At 57.4% G+C, this 17,163-nt stretch carries 12 protein-coding genes; 6 read left to right on the top strand and 6 right to left on the bottom strand.

The features are described 5' to 3' along the window. A partial coding sequence (locus CL546_RS06345) for a PEP-utilizing enzyme (protein WP_290493750.1) occupies positions 1 to 1,324 on the top strand: 1,324 nt, incomplete at its 5' end. Positions 1,325 to 1,405: 81 nt separating this feature from the next. Further along, entirely contained in the window at positions 1,406 to 2,203 is a 798-nt protein-coding gene (locus CL546_RS06340; RefSeq protein ID WP_290493749.1) for a DUF2189 domain-containing protein, read from the top strand. A 57-nt stretch (positions 2,204 to 2,260) separates the two neighbouring features. Here the strand turns inward: CL546_RS06340 and metH are convergent, their stop codons facing one another. Further along, complete coding sequence (gene metH, locus CL546_RS06335) at positions 2,261 to 5,962, bottom strand: methionine synthase (RefSeq protein WP_290493748.1); 3,702 nt, start codon at positions 5,960 to 5,962, stop codon at positions 2,261 to 2,263. 301 nt (positions 5,963 to 6,263) lie between these two features. Between metH and CL546_RS06330 the strand changes: the two genes are divergently transcribed. Further along, a complete protein-coding gene (locus CL546_RS06330) occupies positions 6,264 to 7,082 on the top strand; it encodes a mechanosensitive ion channel family protein (protein WP_290493747.1) in 819 nt (272 codons plus the stop codon). Between the two features lie 10 nt (positions 7,083 to 7,092). Further along, entirely contained in the window at positions 7,093 to 7,878 is a 786-nt protein-coding gene (locus CL546_RS06325; protein WP_063518940.1) for a DUF481 domain-containing protein, read from the top strand. Between the two features lie 348 nt (positions 7,879 to 8,226). Here CL546_RS06325 and CL546_RS06320 read toward each other — a convergent pair whose 3' ends face one another. The 4 genes from CL546_RS06320 to CL546_RS06305 form a co-directional block, all read right to left on the bottom strand. Continuing rightward, complete coding sequence (locus tag CL546_RS06320) at positions 8,227 to 9,609, bottom strand: NAD(P)(+) transhydrogenase (Re/Si-specific) subunit beta (protein WP_290493746.1); 1,383 nt, start codon at positions 9,607 to 9,609, stop codon at positions 8,227 to 8,229. Positions 9,610 to 9,612: 3 nt separating this feature from the next. Further along, a complete protein-coding gene (locus CL546_RS06315) occupies positions 9,613 to 9,888 on the bottom strand; it encodes an NAD(P) transhydrogenase subunit alpha part 2 (protein ID WP_007151153.1) in 276 nt (91 codons plus the stop codon). Next, the gene (locus CL546_RS06310) at positions 9,888 to 11,111 is read right to left on the bottom strand and encodes a Re/Si-specific NAD(P)(+) transhydrogenase subunit alpha (protein ID WP_007150483.1); all 1,224 of its coding nucleotides are present in this window, start codon (positions 11,109 to 11,111) and stop codon (positions 9,888 to 9,890) included. Before CL546_RS06310 ends, CL546_RS06315 begins: the two co-directional genes overlap by 1 nt. A gap of 233 nt (positions 11,112 to 11,344) precedes the next feature. Then, the gene (locus CL546_RS06305) at positions 11,345 to 12,772 is read right to left on the bottom strand and encodes an ABC1 kinase family protein (protein ID WP_290493745.1); all 1,428 of its coding nucleotides are present in this window, start codon (positions 12,770 to 12,772) and stop codon (positions 11,345 to 11,347) included. Between the two features lie 90 nt (positions 12,773 to 12,862). On the opposite strand from CL546_RS06305, the gene CL546_RS06300 reads away from it, so the two are divergent. Together CL546_RS06300 and CL546_RS06295 are read left to right on the top strand one after the other, a co-directional pair. Continuing rightward, entirely contained in the window at positions 12,863 to 13,633 is a 771-nt protein-coding gene (locus tag CL546_RS06300; RefSeq protein ID WP_290493744.1) for an alpha/beta fold hydrolase, read from the top strand. Positions 13,634 to 13,727: 94 nt separating this feature from the next. Continuing rightward, complete coding sequence (locus CL546_RS06295) at positions 13,728 to 14,870, top strand: oxygenase MpaB family protein (protein ID WP_290493743.1); 1,143 nt, start codon at positions 13,728 to 13,730, stop codon at positions 14,868 to 14,870. A 99-nt stretch (positions 14,871 to 14,969) separates the two neighbouring features. Here CL546_RS06295 and CL546_RS06290 read toward each other — a convergent pair whose 3' ends face one another. Beyond that, positions 14,970 to 17,078: a carboxy terminal-processing peptidase gene (locus CL546_RS06290; RefSeq protein ID WP_290493742.1), complete on the bottom strand. Its 2,109-nt coding sequence runs from the start codon at positions 17,076 to 17,078 to the stop codon at positions 14,970 to 14,972. Positions 17,079 to 17,163: the final 85 nt, after the last annotated feature.

Raw genomic sequence — 17,163 nt, 5'->3', positions numbered from 1 at the left:
CACCCTGGCGGGCCGCTGGCTGAAGGCGGCTTTCTGGGAGCCGCTGGTTGAGCAGGCCGGCTGGAGCCGACTGGCGAAGATCGAGCCTTATCGACGCCAGCACAGCCACATCTATACTAATTGCGCCTTTTTTCGCGAACTCCAGCAACAGCACCAGGGGGCGAGCCGTTTCGTGCCCCCGGCCTGGCGGCAGCTGGAGATCCATGATCAGGTAACACCAGCGCGCCCGCGTTCGCGCCTTCGCAACGTTGTCACACAATGGCGTCATCGCTGGACCCTGATGCAGTTGTCGCTGGATGTGCGCCACTGGAAAGAGCCGGACGTGACCCGCGAGGGGCTGTGGCGGGCTTTTATGCGGCTGGATGCCATGGGGGAGTCGCTCAGCCGGGTGGATGGCGAGCTTGCCTACCTGACCCTCGCCGATGCCTTGCCGCGCTATAGCGCGCCGTTACCGCTGGCGCTGCTCACAACCCCTGCGGAATTGCAGGCTGTGGAAGCGCTGGCCCGCGGTGATCTGGAATCGGTACGCCATACCGGGATGCGGCCGGGTGCCGATCCTGTGCATGCACCGTTAAATGAAGGCCCGGCCCAGGCCGCAACCCTGAATGGCCTGCAGCAACCGGGCGTGGTCAGCGACGCGCAACTGGCCCAGCCAAGTGAGCAGGACGCCAATGCGTTGCGTATGGCACGCACGGCCCGAGGACTGCGTTTTGCCATCGGCAACCGGCTGCGCCAGTTGCTGCGCTCCATGGGCGCTATCGCGGTCGAGCAGGGCATGCTGCAGCATCCGGACGATATTTATTTCCTGTACTTTGATGAGCTCTGGCAGCTGTGGATGGGCCAAAAGCTGCCAGCCAGCGCCGGCAAAGAAATCATTGGTGACCGTAAACTCCGTTATCTGGATGATGGCCTGCAAGGCGCGCCCGACTGGAAGATGGATCAGGTGGGCTATGGTTTCGGTGGCGGGCAGCGTCTCAGCCCCTTGCTGCGCGGTCTGCCATTGGTCAAAGGCTCTGTGGAAGGGCCAATACGGCGGGTCTGCAGCGCCTGGTGCCTGAACAAGATCCAGCCCGGCGATATCGTGGTGGTGGATCAGGTGGAGCCGGCATGGCTACCCTGGCTGGTGCAGGCAGCGGGCCTGGTGATTGCCGAGCAGGACCCTGCCAACGGCGCCGCCAGCCTGGCGGTGACCTATGGTATTCCGGCCATCTGGTCTGCCAGTGATGTCATGCATAGCGTGCAGGACAATCTGCAGGCAACACTGGATGCCACCCAGGGCCAGCTTGATGTCGCCCCGGTTATGGATGACGATAACGCCAGCTAGGACGCGATCAGGCTGGAAGGCGAAAAGTGCAGGCCGCGATTCTGGCTCACGTGTTGTTCTTGTCCCACAGAGGCAGGTTCCATGGCGCAACCACCGAATCAGGAAGAAGACACTCGCCCGTTTGTGGCTCCATGCCACACGGTCGATACCCGCGCGCCACTGCGCTGGCTGCGCAAGGGCTGGCAGGATTTCCGGGCGGCGCCGGGGCCAAGCCTGGTGTATGGCGGCATCATGGTTGCCATCAGCTATCTGATCAGTGCCGCCACCTGGTGGTTCGGTAATATGGGCCTATATCTGGGCCTGCTTTCCGGCTTTGTCTTTCTTGGGCCGCTGTTGGCGCTCAACCTCTACGATATCAGCATCCAGCTGCAGCAAGGGCGCAAGCCCAGCCTGTTCGAGAGTTTACGGCAGGCGCGGGCCTGCATGGGCGACGCCCTGACCTTTACCGTGATTCTGGTGGTGGTGTTTCTGGTGTGGGCCCGGGCGGCTAACCTGATTTATATCTTTTACCCGGTTAATGAGTGGCACCTGGAAAATGTACTGCTGTTCTTCGGGGTGGGCAGCAGTGTGGGTGCCTTGTTCTGCGCCATCGTTTTCACCGCCAGTGCGTTCTCGCTGCCCATGATCATGGATCGCAAGACGGACATGGTGACCGGGGTCATTACCAGCACCAACGCGGTGCTACGCAACAAGCCCGCACTTTTCGTGTGGGCCTGCCTGATTGGTGTTTGCCTGTTGGTGGGCTTGTTAACGGCCTACCTGGCGCTGGTGGTATTGCTTCCGGTGCTTGGCTATGCCACCTGGCATGCCTACCGCGAAGTGATTGATGCCAGTGAGTGGGAGCCGCGTTTTACGCTTCCTGCTGAGGATGCACATTGAACGCGGGAACGGCCCCTCCGGCGACCATTCCCGCATTTTTCTGAGCAGACTGAAGGCCTAGTCCTCGTCCATGTAGCCCAGCAGGTGGGGCACCATCCGTTCGATTTCCTTGCGTGTCATGCCTTTGCGTGCGGCGTAGTCGTTCATCTGATCCTTCGCCAGTTTGCCGGTGCCGAAGTATTTGGCCTGTGGGTGGGAGAAGTACCAGCCAGACACCGCTGCAGTGGGCAGCATGGCGTAGCTTTCGGTCAGCGTCATGCCGGCATGGGTTTCCGGATCCAGCAACTGCCATAGCAAGGCTTTCTCGGTATGATCCGGGCACGCCGGATAACCCGGGGCAGGGCGGATGCCCCGGTACTTCTCACTGATCATATCCTGGTTACTCAGTGCTTCATCACTGGCGTAGCCCCAGTAGTCCTTACGCACTTTTTCGTGCAAGCGCTCGGCGAACGCTTCCGCCAGCCGGTCAGCCAGTGCCTTGAGCATGATGGCAGAATAATCGTCATGGTCGGCTTCGAAGCGGGCGACATGCTCGTCGATACCAATGCCGGCGGTGACCGCAAAGCCGCCCAGCCAGTCGGTAAGCCCGGTCTCCTTGGGCGCTATGAAGTCACTCAGGCAAAAGTCCGGCTTGTCGTTCTTGCTACGGTCCAGCTGCTGACGCAGGTGATGAAGGGTCATGAACGGCTGCTCATCACCCGGGTTGCGGTACAGTTGGATGTCGTCCATATCCGAGTTGGCCGGCCAGAAACCTATTACCCCGCGGGCAGTTAGCCACTTTTCTTCAACGATTTTCTCAAGCATGTCCCGGGCATCCCGGTAGAGCTTGGTGGCTTCTGTGCCGACCACTTCATCGTCGAGAATCTTGGGGAATTTGCCGGCCAGCTCCCAGGCACGGAAGAACGGTGTCCAATCGATGCGTTGCACCAGATCATCCAGTGGGTAATCGTCCAGCACCTTCAGGCCTTTCACCTTGGGCTCAGGTGGTGTGTAGTCGCGCCAGTCTGGCTGGAAACGGTGCTCCCGGGCCTGATCAATGGAAATCAGGCTGCGGTCCACCTGCTGTTGTTTACGCCGTACGCGCAGTGCCTCGTAGGTTTCCTTGAGTTCAGAGACATAGTCGCCCTTGGCCGTTTTGGAGAGAAGCTTGGAGGCCACACCGACTGCCCGGGAGGCATCGGCCACGTGGACTACGGCCTCGCCGTAGGCCGGATCAATCTTCACCGCGGTGTGAATGCGGCTGGTGGTAGCGCCGCCGATCATCAATGGCAGGTTCATTTCCAGACGCTGCATTTCACTGGCCACATGCACCATTTCTTCCAGGGAGGGAGTGATCAGCCCGGATAGGCCAATGATGTCCACTTTTTCCTCTTTGGCCACCTCTAGAATGGTCTCGCAGGGCACCATGACGCCCAGATCCACCACATCATAGCCGTTACATTGCAGTACTACGCCGACAATGTTCTTGCCGATGTCGTGTACATCGCCTTTCACGGTGGCCATCAGGATCTTCCCGTTGGCTTCATCCTGGGTGCCTAATTCTTCCTTTTCTTTCTCCATGAAGGGCATAAGGTAGGCGACCGCCTTCTTCATGACCCGGGCGGATTTGACCACCTGGGGCAGGAACATCTTGCCTTCGCCAAACAGGTCACCGACCACGTTCATGCCATCCATCAAGGGGCCTTCGATGACGTGAAGCGGGCGGGCGGCATTCTGGCGAGCCAGCTCGGTGTCTTCTTCTACGTAGTCGGCAACCCCTTTCACCAGGGCATGCTCAAGGCGCTTTTCGACGGCCCATTCACGCCAGGCCAGGTCTTCCTTCTTGGCTTTCTCGCCGCCGCTACCCCGGTATTTCTCGGCCAGATCCAGCAAGACTTCGGTGCCGTCTTCGTGGCGGTTGAGCACCACATCTTCCACGGCGTTGCGCAGTTCTTCGGGAATGTCCGCATAAATGGCCAACATGGTGGGATTGACGATCCCCATGTCCATGCCGTTCTTGATGGCGTAATAGAGGAACACGGCGTGGATGGCTTCACGAACGGTGTCGTTGCCCCGGAAAGAGAAACTCACATTGGAGACCCCGCCGGAAATCATGGCGTGGGGCAGGGTGCGTTTGATATCGCCAACCGCTTCAATGAAATCCACGGCGTAGTTGTTGTGCTCTTCGATCCCGGTGGCAATGGCGAAGATGTTGGGGTCGAAAATAATGTCTTCCGGCGGGAAACCCACTTCTTCGGTGAGCAATTTGTAGGCACGGGTACAGATTTCCACCTTGCGCTCACGGGTATCTGCCTGACCTTCCTCATCGAAAGCCATGACGATCACGGCGGCACCATAGCGGCGTAACAGTCGTGCCTGATGAAGGAATGCCTCTTCGCCTTCCTTCATGGAGATGGAGTTCACCACCCCCTTGCCCTGGATGCATTTCAGTCCGGCTTCGATCACCTCCCACTTGGAGGAATCGATCATGATCGGCACTTTGGAAATTTCCGGTTCTGATGCCACCAGGTTGAGGAATTTCACCATGCATTCGGCGGATTCCAGCATCCCCTCATCCATGTTGATATCGATGATCTGGGCACCGTTTTCCACCTGGTCGCGGGCAACTTCCAGTGCGGCATCGTAGTCTTCTTCCTTGATCAGGCGCAGGAAACGCTTGGAGCCGGTCACATTGGTCCGTTCGCCCACATTCACGAACAGGGAGTCCTTGGTGATGGTGCAAGGTTCGAGGCCTGACAGCCGGCATGCCACTTCAATGTCGGGCAGTTGGCGTGGCGCGAGCCCTTCAACGGCATCCGCCATGGCTGCGATATGCTCCGGGGTGGTCCCGCAGCAACCGCCGATAATGTTCAGGAAGCCTTTCTCTGCCCAGGCGCGCACTTCTTTCGCCATGGTGAACGGATCCAGATCATATTCGCCCATTTCGTTGGGCAGCCCGGCGTTGGGGTGGGCGGACACATAGGTCTCGGAAATGCGCGACAGCTCTTCGATATACGGACGCAGCTCCATGGGCCCCAGCGCACAGTTCAGGCCAAAGCTGATTGGGCGGGCGTGGCGCAGGGAGTTGTAGAACGCTTCGGTGGTCTGGCCGGTGAGGGTACGGCCCGAGGCATCGGTAATGGTGCCGGACACCATTACCGGCAAGTCGAGATTGTTCTCGTAGCAGTACTGGTCCACCGCAAAGACCGCCGCCTTGGCGTTCAATGTGTCGAAAATGGTTTCGATCAGCACCATGTCGATGCCGCCTTCTACCAGGCCATCCAGGGCCTCCAGATAGGCGTTTACCAGTGCATCGAAGTTCGTGTTGCGGTAGCCGGGATCATTCACGTCCGGGCTGATACTGGCGGTGCGGTTGGTGGGGCCCAGCACCCCGGCCACGTAGCGGGGCTTGTCCGGCGTGGAGGCTTCGTCGGCGGCCTCCCGGGCGACACGGGCCGCGGCAACGTTGATATCCCGGGCCAGGTCCTGCATGTCGTAGTCGGCCATGGCGATGGACGTGGAATTGAACGAATTGGTCTCGATGATATCCGCGCCAGCATCCAGATAGCCCTTGTGCAGCGCCTTGATCCGCTCGGGCTGTGTCATGCTGAGCAGGTCGTTATTGCCTTTCAGGTCACTGGGCCAGTCCGCAAATTGACTGCCACGAAATTCCTCTTCACTGAACTGGCAGCGCTGAATCATGGTACCCATGCCGCCATCAAGAATCAGAATGCGTTCCTGGAGTTGGGCAGTAAGTTTCGCGCGCGGGTTCTGTGACATCGATGGCTCCGGCAAAGGCGGGGAATTGGGGCGTGCATTATAGCGGGGCAAGGCCCAGATACCCAATATCAGGCGTATTTTCAGGCCGGAACGGCGACAAAACCCAGTCTGCCGGTGGCAGCAGGGTGGTCATATGGATCATTAGGTTTCATTATTGATCAGGCTGGCAAGCGGGAGCACAGGCATTTCCCGCCTCCGGCAGATGAAATCTTTGTAAAATCCCGTGCTGTCGCATCGTCGCCACTTGGGCTCGCTGCAGGAACGGGCATAATTCGCGCTCACTGGATGAGGAGTACGCTTAATGGATCAATATCTGAGCCAATTGGAAACCTTTGCCAATGAAAACCTGGTGCCCTATGCCTGGAGCATTGCCGCTGCACTGGTCATTTTCATTATTGGTAGCTGGATTGTTGCTCGCCTGAGCAACTGGGTGCAAAAGCTGCTGAACAAACGCATGGATGAGACGGTGGCCACTTTCCTGGGCCGCATTGTCCATATTTTGCTGTTCGTTTTCGTTGTTATCGCTTCTCTGGATCAGCTCGGTATCGAGACGACCTCGCTGGTGGCGATTCTGGGTGCTGCCGGTCTGGCTGTCGGTCTGGCCTTGAAAGATTCGCTGGGCAACTTTGCTGCCGGCGTCATGCTTATCATGTTCAAGCCGTTTCGCGTGGGGCATTACGTGGAAGCAGGGGGCGCATCGGGTACCGTCAAGGAAATCCGTATTTTTGCGACAATCATGAACAGTCCGGACAACAAGGTTCTGACCGTGCCTAACGGCGCAATCATGTCCGGAAATATCGTCAACTATTCGGAAAAACCGACTCGTCGAGTGGATATGGTCTTTGGTGTCGCTTACGATGCGGACCTTTCTGTGGTCAAGAAAGTGCTGCAAGAGGTTCTGGCTGCGGATGAGCGTGTGCTCAAGGATCCTGCACCGACCATTGTAGTAGGCGAACTTGCGGATAGCTCGGTTAACTTCCTGTGCCGTCCCTGGGTAAACAGCGCGGATTACTGGCCGGTTCTGTGGGATACCACGGAAATCGTGAAACGCCGCTTTGACGAAGCCGGCATTGGCATTCCGTTCCCGCAGATGGACGTACATCTCGACAAAAACGATTAAGGAGTTATTCATGCGCAGTAAGACAATCGCTGCCATGCTGCTGGCCGCCGGACTTCCGGCGGTTTCGGTGGCTGCAGAAGATGCAGCCACCGACGAGGGCAGTGAAGTTTCAAAATGGTCTGGTGATATTGGTGTCGGGCTGTTGTTCAAGCGCGGCAATACCAATTCTGACTCTACCAATGCCAACGTTAATATGGCGCGGGACAGTGAGAAATGGCGCCATACCTTCAAGGCCGACGCCAATAACGAGAAGGAAGAAGATCCCGATACGGAAGAATATAACCGTACGGATGAGAACTACTTCGCTTCCTACAAGCTGGACCGTAAGCTGGGCGAAGATGCCAAAAACTACCTCTTCAATGTGCTGACCTACCAGAAAGATAATTTTTCGGGTTATCACTACGAAGCCAGTTATGCCATCGGTGTGGGTCGCCGCTGGATTGATTCGGATCTGCAGACCCTGGATGCAGAAATCGGTCCGGGTTATCGCGTAAAGTGTCTGGAGCCCCAGGACACCTATATGAGTTGCCATAACTCCGAAGAAGATGCGATTGCGCGTATTGGTATCAAGTACGAGCTGCGCGTCAGTGACAACACCACCTTCAAGGAAGATTTCTCTACCGAGGTAGGTGAAGAGGGCGCTGACACACGTGCCGAAACGTCTTTGACCACGGCGATCAATTCCAGCTTTGCCCTGCGCCTGCGCCACTTGCTGGAGCATAATTCCTCGGTACCGCCAGGCACCAAGGAAACGGACCATACGTTCTCTGTTGGTGTGGTTTACACCCTTCAGTAGAGCGAATTTTCTGCGTTACAAAAAGCCCCGGCCTGGAAAGGCTGGGGCTTTTTTTGTGCGCAGCGGCACTGAATGGAGGGGAAGCACGTATGCTCATGGAGCTCCATTCGCGCTAAACATCCGCGCTGTTAACATCATTTTCTTCGTCTCTGCTTCACGCTCTGTGTCGGACTCATGCTTGCATGACAAAGACGCTGGCAAGCGCTGTCTCTTCAGGATTCCTGTGATTAGGTGATAAATGAGCGGGAATTTTGTAGTGAGGTGCGTAGTGTGTCGTTACCCGCGATGTGGCCAATCCGTGGCCAAAAAAAAGGAGCCCGAAGGCTCCTTTTTTACGAAGGCAGTGGATCAGCCTTCTTTCAGGGCGGTGGTGATATCCAGCACGGCGCCTTTACCGTCACCGAACAACATCAAGGTGTTGTCCTTGGCGAACAGCGGGTTGGGCAGGCCGGCAAAACCGGCGCTCAGAGAGCGTTTTACCACAACCACAGTCTTGGCCTTGTCCACGTTAAGGATCGGCATGCCGTAAATCGGGCTGCCTTTGTCTTCGCGGGCCATGGGGTTGGTTACGTCGTTGGCGCCCAGCACGATGGCTACGTCGGTCTGCTCGAAGGTCGGGTTGATTTGATCCATATCCTTGAGCTTATCGTACGGCACTTCGGCTTCGGCCAGCAGAACGTTCATGTGGCCTGGCATACGACCGGCAACCGGGTGAATGGCGTACTCCACTTCGATGCCAGCGGCTTCCATGGTGTCAGCCAATTCACGTACAGCGTGCTGCGCTTGAGCCATCGCCAGACCAAAGCCGGGTACGATAACAACGCGTCGTGCGGTTTCCAGCATCATCGCCACTTCGTCAGCAGAGGTGGACTTGACCTTGCCGGCGTAGACTTCGTCCGCATCCATGGCTTCGCCGGCTTCTGCCATTACACCAAAGAGAACATTGGTGAGAGAGCGATTCATGGCTTTACACATGATGCTGGTCAGGATCAGACCGGATGCGCCTACCAGAGAACCGGTAATGATCAGGGCGCTGTTGCCCATTACGAAACCGGCCGCAGAGGCTGCCACACCGGAGTAGGAGTTCAGCAGGGCGATTACAACAGGCATGTCTGCACCGCCAATCGGCAGTACCAGGAACAGGCCGAGCACCATGGCCGCTGCCACCAGGCTCCAGAACACCATTTCGTTACCCGGGTTAACCACCAGGTAGCCGATACCGACGAGAGAACCAATAAACAGGATGGCGTTAACCAGTTTCATGCCGGGGAAGCCCATGGGCTTGCCGTCGATGAGCTCCTGCAGCTTGGCAAACGCCACAAGAGAACCGGTCAGGGTAACAGCACCAATCAATACGGCCGCGCCGGTGGCGATGATGGATACCGTATCGTTGGCGGAACCACGGAAGAATTCCGCTGAGGCAACAGCAAAGGAGGCACCGCCACCAAAACCGTTGAGCAGTGCAATCATCTGCGGCATGGAGGTCATCTGAACCTTCTTGGCCATGATGGCACCAATCAGGCCACCGACGACGACGCCGGCAATGATAACTTCGTAGGTAACGATATGCTCGTTGAGCAGGGTTACCACGGCGGCCACGCCCATACCGGCTGCTGCCAGCAGGTTACCGCGTACCGCTGTTTTCGGCTTGGTCAGCCCCTTGATGCCCAGCACAAACAGGCAGGCGGCGATCAAGTAGGCGATATCAATCCAGTTCTGAGAAACGTGCATGGTTTACTTCCTCTTGAACATCGCCAGCATTCGATTGGTGACCATAAAGCCGCCAATCACGTTAATGGTGGCCAGAACCACCGCGGCAAAGCCCAGCACATTGATCAACATGCCGGAATCAGACCCGGCCGCAATCAAGGCGCCCACCACGGTGATACCGGAAATCGCGTTGGAACCGGACATCAGCGGGGTGTGCAGGGTCGGCGGAACTTTGGTGATCAGTTCCACACCGAGGAAGATCGCCAGCACAAACAGGGTAAGTTGGGCTACGAAATCCATTACTTTTCCTCCTTGCTGTCCGCGTCGGACGCTTCTTCCGCGGCTTCCGGCTCAGGCTTGGCCAGAGCGGGGAGACCCAGAATGTCGCGCAGACGGGCTTGGGGAACGTCGCCATCGTGACTAATCACGGTTTCGGCAACGATTTCGTCTTCGAAATCCAGCTGCAGCTCGCCGTTATCGTCGATCAGCAGGTTAAGCAGGTTTTCCATGTTCTTGCCAAACATCTGGCTGGCATGGAACGCCACAGAGGAGGGCACGTTTTCCGGACCGATGATGGTCACGCCGTGCTTCACTACTGTTTTGCCGGACTCGGTGAGGTCGCAGTTGCCGCCACGCTCAGCAGCCAGATCCACAATGATGGAACCGGGTTTCATGGCTTTCACCATGTCTTCGGTAACCAGGATCGGGCTCTTGGCGCCGGGAACCGCCGCGGTGGTGACGATCACGTCCATCTCTTTCACGACTTCGGTCATCAACTCACGCTGACGCTTGAGGAAGTCTTCACCCTGGGCCTTGGCGTAACCGCCGGAGCCTTCCGCTTCGCCGGTATCCAGATCAAGCTCGACCGGCTTGGCGCCAACAGACAGGATCTGTTCACGGGCAGCGGGGCGAACGTCGTAGGCTTCAACGACAGCACCCAGGCGCTTGGCAGTGGCACAGGCCTGCAGGCCGGCAACACCCGCACCCATGATGAACACGCGTGACGGCTTCATGGTGCCGGCGGCGGTCATGTTCATGGGGAACATGCGTTGGGATTCGGTCGCGGCGAGCAGTACACACTTGTAACCTGCGATCATGGCCATGGAAGACAGCACATCCATGGCCTGGGCGCGAGTAATACGCGGTACCAGCTCAAGCGCAAGGCCGGAGACTTTCTTTTCGGCCAGGGACTGGGCAAATTGCGGGTTAGCCAGCGGATCGGTCATGCCGATCAGAACCTGGCCTTCCTTCAGTTTGTTCAGATCCTCATCACCGTTCTTGATGTTGCTGCCAGGCGTTTGCACCTGCAGAACAACTTGAGCGGAAGAGAACACCTCATCGCGATCAACCAGCTTGGCTCCGGCAGCTTCATAAGTGCTGTCCGGATAACCGGCAATATCACCGGCGCCGCGCTCGATGATGATCTCGACACCTTGTTTTTTCAGCAGTGCGCTGACATTGGCAGGCGTTAAAGCAACGCGCTGCTCGCCAGGGCAGATTTCTTTGGGAACACCGATAATCACCTGCGTTACCCCCGTCTGTGGTTCGCAAATAATTGGCTATTCAGGAGGGAGGATATTGGCAACCCGAAACCTCTGAAAGCCTCGAAAAACGGCCGGTTCAGGTGAACCGGCCGATGAGCAGGGTGCTAACCTTATTGTGCACGTGCCAGCTTGGCAAATGACAAATGGTTATCGTACCGATAAGTGGCCGATAAATGAGCGTTTTGGCCTATCGGCACCCGTTGTAGTGGGGATTACCCGCCCGGACTGATTGTTTTTTGATCAACCAGGGCGATATCGTCCTCTTCCTGCATATGAATGAAAGGTTCAAGGATGGTGTTGCCACGGACCTCAGACTCGATCACGTGCAAAAATGTGTATGCGCCAAGTAGCTTGCGGGCGAGGAAGATGAACTCCTTGGGTGGCACATCAAAATGCACCGAGAGAGCATTGCGACCGGCACGATTCATGATGCGGTTGGGCAGGTTGCTCTTGCCCCAGCAGTACTCGCCATTCTCATTCAGCACGGAGGCCGGGGGCGGAAAACGGTCCGGGTCCTGCAACACTTCAACCGCCTCGAAACAGAGCTCAGAGAACTCCTCAAGCAATTTGCGCGGGGCGTTACGGGCCAGAAAGTCCAGGGCGTTGAGCGCCCGGATCAGCCGGTCTGTATCGTGGTAAAAGGAGGCACGAATCATCTCCCGGCCCGGGCCAAGCACTTCGTTGTCGAAATCACGGATGGCGCCGAAATCCAGCAGCACGATCTGGTCCTGCTCCGGGGTTTCCCCAATACGCAGCAGATAGTTGCCGAAATTCGGGTCCGTTTGCATCTTGTTCCATTCGAACACTTCCCGGCAGCACAGCTCCATGATGGCTCGGCCGATAAAGTTGCGGCGGGTCTGGGACAGCTCAAGCACGGCGGGATCGTTGACGCCAATGCCTCGTTCGAAGGTCATGCACATGATGTTGTGCGTTGAGAATTCAGGAACAATTTCCGGAACCACAAAACGCGTGTCATCGGCCAGCGCGGTACGGAAATGGCGGGTGGTATGAGCCTCAAGGTCATAATCCACTTCGCGCTTGAGCATCTCGCGCACTTCATCGAGCCACATGTTGAATTGCTCGGTCATGGGTACCAGGCGGCTCAACTTCAGCAGCCGTACCAGCGCACGCATGTCGGAATCAATCGCGTCAGCGACGCCGGGGTACTGGATCTTCAGGCACAGTTCCTTGCCATCTGACTTGCGCACGGCCTTGTGCACCTGCGCCAGCGAGGCAGCCCCCAGCGGTTGTTGCTCAATCTCCAGCTCAGCCAGTTTGACTTCACCGAGCTGGCGCTTGAGGTGCCTCTCGATGGCTGGCCATTCCAGTGCGGTTGTCTGGTTTTCCAGTGTATGCAGGGCAGTGGTGACCTCTTCGGGCAGGAAGTGTTCGCCGAACAGTGCCATCATCTGGCCAATTTTCACCACCGAACCTTTCAGGCTGCCCAGCTCTTCCACCAGCTCCTGGGCACGGGCAGACAAGATTTCCTTGCGCCGGTCATCACGTTTGTCTTTAGCGGTGAACAGTGTGCCTGCACTGGCGGTGGCATACTTGGCACCCGCCAGAAAGCCGGCTTTGGCCATTGAGAAGCGCCGCTCCACAGAACCTGTTTTAACCCGTTTTACTGTTTTACGTGCCATAGTCGCGAGGAAACTCCATTTGCCATCCTGAAAGCCGGTGGCATTCTAGCCCGTATTGTAAAGCGGGTCATTGTCCCAAGGAGAGAACACATGGCGAGAACCTGGGTGTTATTGCGAGGCCTGGTTCGTGAAAAGCGGCATTGGGAAGGGTTTCCGGAGCAGTTTCAAGCTGCGGTGCCGCAGGATACGGTTATTACGCTGGACCTGCCCGGTAACGGCGAATTCTGGCAGGAACGCAGCCCGACGCGGATTGCAGCCATGGTGGCCCATGCCCGTGAGCAGCTGCACTCGCAAGGGCATAGTGGCCCTTATCATGTGGTGGCCCTGTCGTTGGGTGCGATGATGGCGGTGCAGTGGCTTTGTCAGGCTCCCCATGAGGTCGCATTTGCCGGCCTGATCAATACCAGCGCCAGTCGTTTCAGTCCTTTCTGGCAGCGTTTGCGGCCGATGAATTACCGTCGATTGTTGCGAGAGGCTGTGTTCAGCCGCGACACCCTGCGTAAAGAGACTGCCATTCTTGAGATTACCTCGAATATGCGCGAGCGTGATTTTCTGCACGCCCTGGCGGAAAAATGGGCTGGCTATGCGGGCTCGCAGCCGGTTTCGCTCGGCAACAGCCTGCGCCAGCTTCTCGCAGCCATACGTTTCCGGGCGCCGGTGGCGCTGCCGGATTCTGTGCCGGTAATCATTGTTAACGGGCAGGGGGATCGCCTGGTCAGCCCCAGCTGCTCCCGGCGGCTGGCCGCCGCCTGGCAACTGCCACTGAAGATGCATGCGGAAGCGGGCCATGATCTTCCGCTGGATGCGCCCCGATGGCTTATCAATACGCTTCTTGAGGGGGTAACAGATTCCTCTGTTTAGTGTGTTGACCGCAATTGCCCGCTGCCCTAAGTTCTATTCAGAACCCGCGAGTTCTGGCATGGGTTCTGAATAGAACAACAACGAAGAGGTATGCATGGCAACGCCGCAGGAATTAACCCGTTTTGCGAAAGGTCCCCAATCTCCCCAGGAACGCATCTGGTGGGACCGCTATTCCCACGAGAAGCTGAATGCCTGGCGACAGGTACAGGACCCGTTAGCTGACCGCTGCGCCGCGCAAATCAAATTTACCCGTCCGTCAGGGCTTCTCGATGAAGTGGAGCGTCGGGCGAAAGCGGAAGGGGGGGATTTTCAGGCCTTTCTGGACCATTGCTATACCGTACCGAGCTGGGTGGATTTCGAGGAAATGGAGCTGGGGCGGCGTATGTACCGCCGCAACGGTGCGCTTCAGGGGCTGGTGCTGATGTGCTCCAGCCTGGTCGAAGGCTATGCGCACAACAAGCCGTCCCAGGTGCTGGTTGCTACCGGCCGGCTGCAAAAGGATGTGTCCCGGCGCATCTATGAAACCGGGCAGATGCTGCACAATATCGTTGGGGATGACGGCATCCGCCCCGGGGGGCTGGGGCACCGAACCTTGATGGAGGTTCGGCTGTTGCATGCGGCTGTGCGGCAATTCCTGGCCAACAACCCGCGCTGGGACAATGAAAAGTATGACTTGCCGATCAATCAGGAAGATATGGCAGGTACGGTGCTGGAATTTGATTTCATGGTGGTGCGGGGGCTCAAGCGTCTCGGCCTGCCGATTTCCCGGCGCGAACATGAGTCCATGCACTATTTCTGGCGTTATGCCGGGTATTTACTGGGCGTGAACGAGGCCTTGCTGACCAGTACACTGGAAGAGCAAAGCGTGATGGCCCTGCAATTGACCTCGCATCTCTACGATCCCACGCCGGACAGTGAATCTCTCGCCAAGGCCTTGCTCAAGGACATGTCCGGCAAGCCGCCGTTTAATCTTTCCTACGATGTGCTGCTGGCCTTCAGTCGCTACCTGATCGGTGATCAGGTGGCTGACGATCTGAATATTCACAGCACGGTTTCGGCCACGGCCGCCGTAAGAGTAGTAAAAACGGCGATCACCACGGCCAGCTTCGGTTTACGCTTGCTACCGGACCCGGCCAAGCGGGCACTGGAGGGGTTTAATCATCAACTGGGTCGGCGCACCCTGAAAGCCGGGCTGGGTGATAACCCGGCACGCTGGGGCTTTAAGGCACTGGCCTGACGAGTACGCTGTTAGTATCGCGATGTCGCCAAGGCGCGCCACAAAAAAACCGGCTATAAAGCCGGTTTTTTATTTCCATGGTCTGTGCGTTGGCTGAAATCAGCCTTTGCGGGCAACCTGGTTTTCCCGCAGCAAATCCATGTAATCCACCAGAATTTCACCAGTTTCGCGAACGTAGGGGTCTTCGTCCATGGCTTCATCATGGCTTTCCGGATCCAGCGCTCGCTGTTCTTCCAGGGTGCGCAGCTCCTTGATGCTCTCAAGGGGATCTTCATCGCGGGCCTGGCGACGGCTGTTTTCGATGGCCAGCCGCTCCTTGTCGAACTCGGTCTGCATTTGAGTGCGGGCTTTCTCGTTCAGCGAGAGTTCCGTGCGGTTGCGGTTCACGTCGAGCAATTTACGCAGGGAATGCACGTAGACAAATTCCGGGTCGCTATCCGTGCGTTCTTCATGGCGCTCACGCAGTTGTGGCAGGAAAGGCACCAAATCGGTGACGCGCTGGAAATTGGCCGATTTGATTTCATCCCAGGGCAGGGCGTTGGGCAGAGAGCTTTCCCCCACGTCGTCCTTGTCCACCAGGGAGGGCAAATCCACATCCGGCACGATGCCCAGGTTCTGGTTGCTGGAGCCGGACACCCGATAGAACTTGGCATTGGTCATCTTCAGCTTGCCATGATTGAGATCCAGCAGGGTTTGCACGGTGCCTTTGCCGTATGTCTGGTCGCCGACGATCAGCGCGCGGCCATAGTCCTGCATGGCGCCGGCAAAAATCTCCGATGCCGAGGCACTGTAGCGGTTCACCATAACCGCCATGGGGCCGGCAAAGAGTACGCCGGGGAATTTGTCACCTTCAACACTGACCCGGCCGTTTGACTCACGAACCTGCACCGTCGGGCCCCGGTTGATAAACAGGCTGACCAGCTTGTTCACTTCCAGCAGCGAACCGCCGCCGTTATTGCGCAGGTCGATGACCAGGCCATCGATATTCTCCTTGCGCAGCTCGACCAGCAGTTTGGCGACATCGCTGGTGGTGCTGGTGTATTTCGGATCGCCACGGTGGTAGGCATCGAAGTCCAGGTAGAACGCGGGTATTTCGATGATGCCCAGTTTCAGGTCCTGACCATTGCGATCAACGTGGATAATGTCTTTCTTGGCGGCCTGTTCTTCCAGCACCACCTTGTTGCGGACAATGGTGATTGTGCGGGTGTCATGCTCGCTGGCGCTACCTGCTGGAATGATTTCCAGGTTCACCTTGGTGCCCTTTGGGCCACGGATCTGGTCGACCACTTCATCCAGGCGCAGGCCGATCACCGGCACCGGCTCTTCTTCATCCTGAGACACGCCGACAATACGATCCGCAGGCTTCAGTTGGCCGCCCTTGGCCGCCGGGCCACCGGGAACCAGCCGCACCACTTTGGTGTAGCCGTCTTCGTACTGCAGCACCGCACCAATGCCTTCCAGTGAGCGGCTCATGCTGATGTCGAAGTTTTTTGAGTTGTGCGGAGTGAAATAGGTAGTGTGAGGATCAAACGTCTGTGTGAGGGCGTTCATGTACACCTGAAACACATCCTCAGGCGTGTTCTGCTTGATGCGCTTCAGCTGGCTCTCGTAACGGCGGGTGAGTCGCGTTTGGATATCTTCGGCGCTGGAATCATTGAGGCGCATGGACAGCACCGCATTTTTCAGCTGGCGCTGCCAGATTTCATCCAGTGCCGCCTTGTCTTTCGCCCAGGGGGCATCTTCACGATCTACACGGACGGATTCTTCGCTATCGAATGTCAGTGAATCCAGGTCATTGGCAATGGTCTCCAGTGACCAGGTCAGGCGCTCTTCCAGGCGCTGCTGGAAGCGATTGAAAATGGTGTAGCCGCCTTCCAGTTGGCCCTTGCGCAGCTGGTCATCCAGGATTTCGTTATAGCGCTGAAAGTCCTTGATGTCGGACGCCAGGAAATACAGACGATTGGGATCCAAGTCTTTCAGGTAGCGCTGCAGTACCTGTTCGGAAAGCTGATCATCGAAATCGAGCTGGCGATAGTGATACTTGAGCTTGTCAGCAATTTCTTCAGCCGCTTCCAGTTGCTCTTCCGTCGGCTTCAGGTCGCCCTGAATATCCGGCGATGAGTCGTGAAGGGCGCCGCCGCCTTTGATTGCCCCGCCCAGCAGCAACAGGGCAAGTGCAAGAGGGAACAGCTTACGGAGTAATGACATACTGGCTCTCAAACAGTTTTTTTCAGTATAGCCGACAGCCCGGGAGCGGTCATTCAGGGTTGAATCGCCGGCTATCGGTGTAGAC

Source organism: Alcanivorax sp., assembly GCF_002726155.1.
Taxonomy (GTDB): Bacteria; Pseudomonadota; Gammaproteobacteria; order Pseudomonadales; family Alcanivoracaceae; genus Alcanivorax.
The sequence above is the reverse complement of the archived record's forward strand: the minus strand, read 5'-3'. Positions and strand labels throughout refer to the sequence as shown.

Coding starts and splice junctions, on each gene's coding strand:
- CL546_RS06300 (WP_290493744.1), top strand. CDS start 12,863: ATGGCGAGAACCTGGGTGTTATTGCGAGGCCTGGTTCGTGAAAAGCGG.
- CL546_RS06305 (WP_290493745.1), bottom strand. CDS start 12,772: ATGGCACGTAAAACAGTAAAACGGGTTAAAACAGGTTCTGTGGAGCGG.
- metH (WP_290493748.1), bottom strand. CDS start 5,962: ATGTCACAGAACCCGCGCGCGAAACTTACTGCCCAACTCCAGGAACGC.
- CL546_RS06325 (WP_063518940.1), top strand. CDS start 7,093: ATGCGCAGTAAGACAATCGCTGCCATGCTGCTGGCCGCCGGACTTCCG.
- CL546_RS06340 (WP_290493749.1), top strand. CDS start 1,406: ATGGCGCAACCACCGAATCAGGAAGAAGACACTCGCCCGTTTGTGGCT.
- CL546_RS06290 (WP_290493742.1), bottom strand. CDS start 17,078: ATGTCATTACTCCGTAAGCTGTTCCCTCTTGCACTTGCCCTGTTGCTG.
- CL546_RS06320 (WP_290493746.1), bottom strand. CDS start 9,609: ATGCACGTTTCTCAGAACTGGATTGATATCGCCTACTTGATCGCCGCC.
- CL546_RS06330 (WP_290493747.1), top strand. CDS start 6,264: ATGGATCAATATCTGAGCCAATTGGAAACCTTTGCCAATGAAAACCTG.
- CL546_RS06295 (WP_290493743.1), top strand. CDS start 13,728: ATGGCAACGCCGCAGGAATTAACCCGTTTTGCGAAAGGTCCCCAATCT.
- CL546_RS06315 (WP_007151153.1), bottom strand. CDS start 9,888: ATGGATTTCGTAGCCCAACTTACCCTGTTTGTGCTGGCGATCTTCCTC.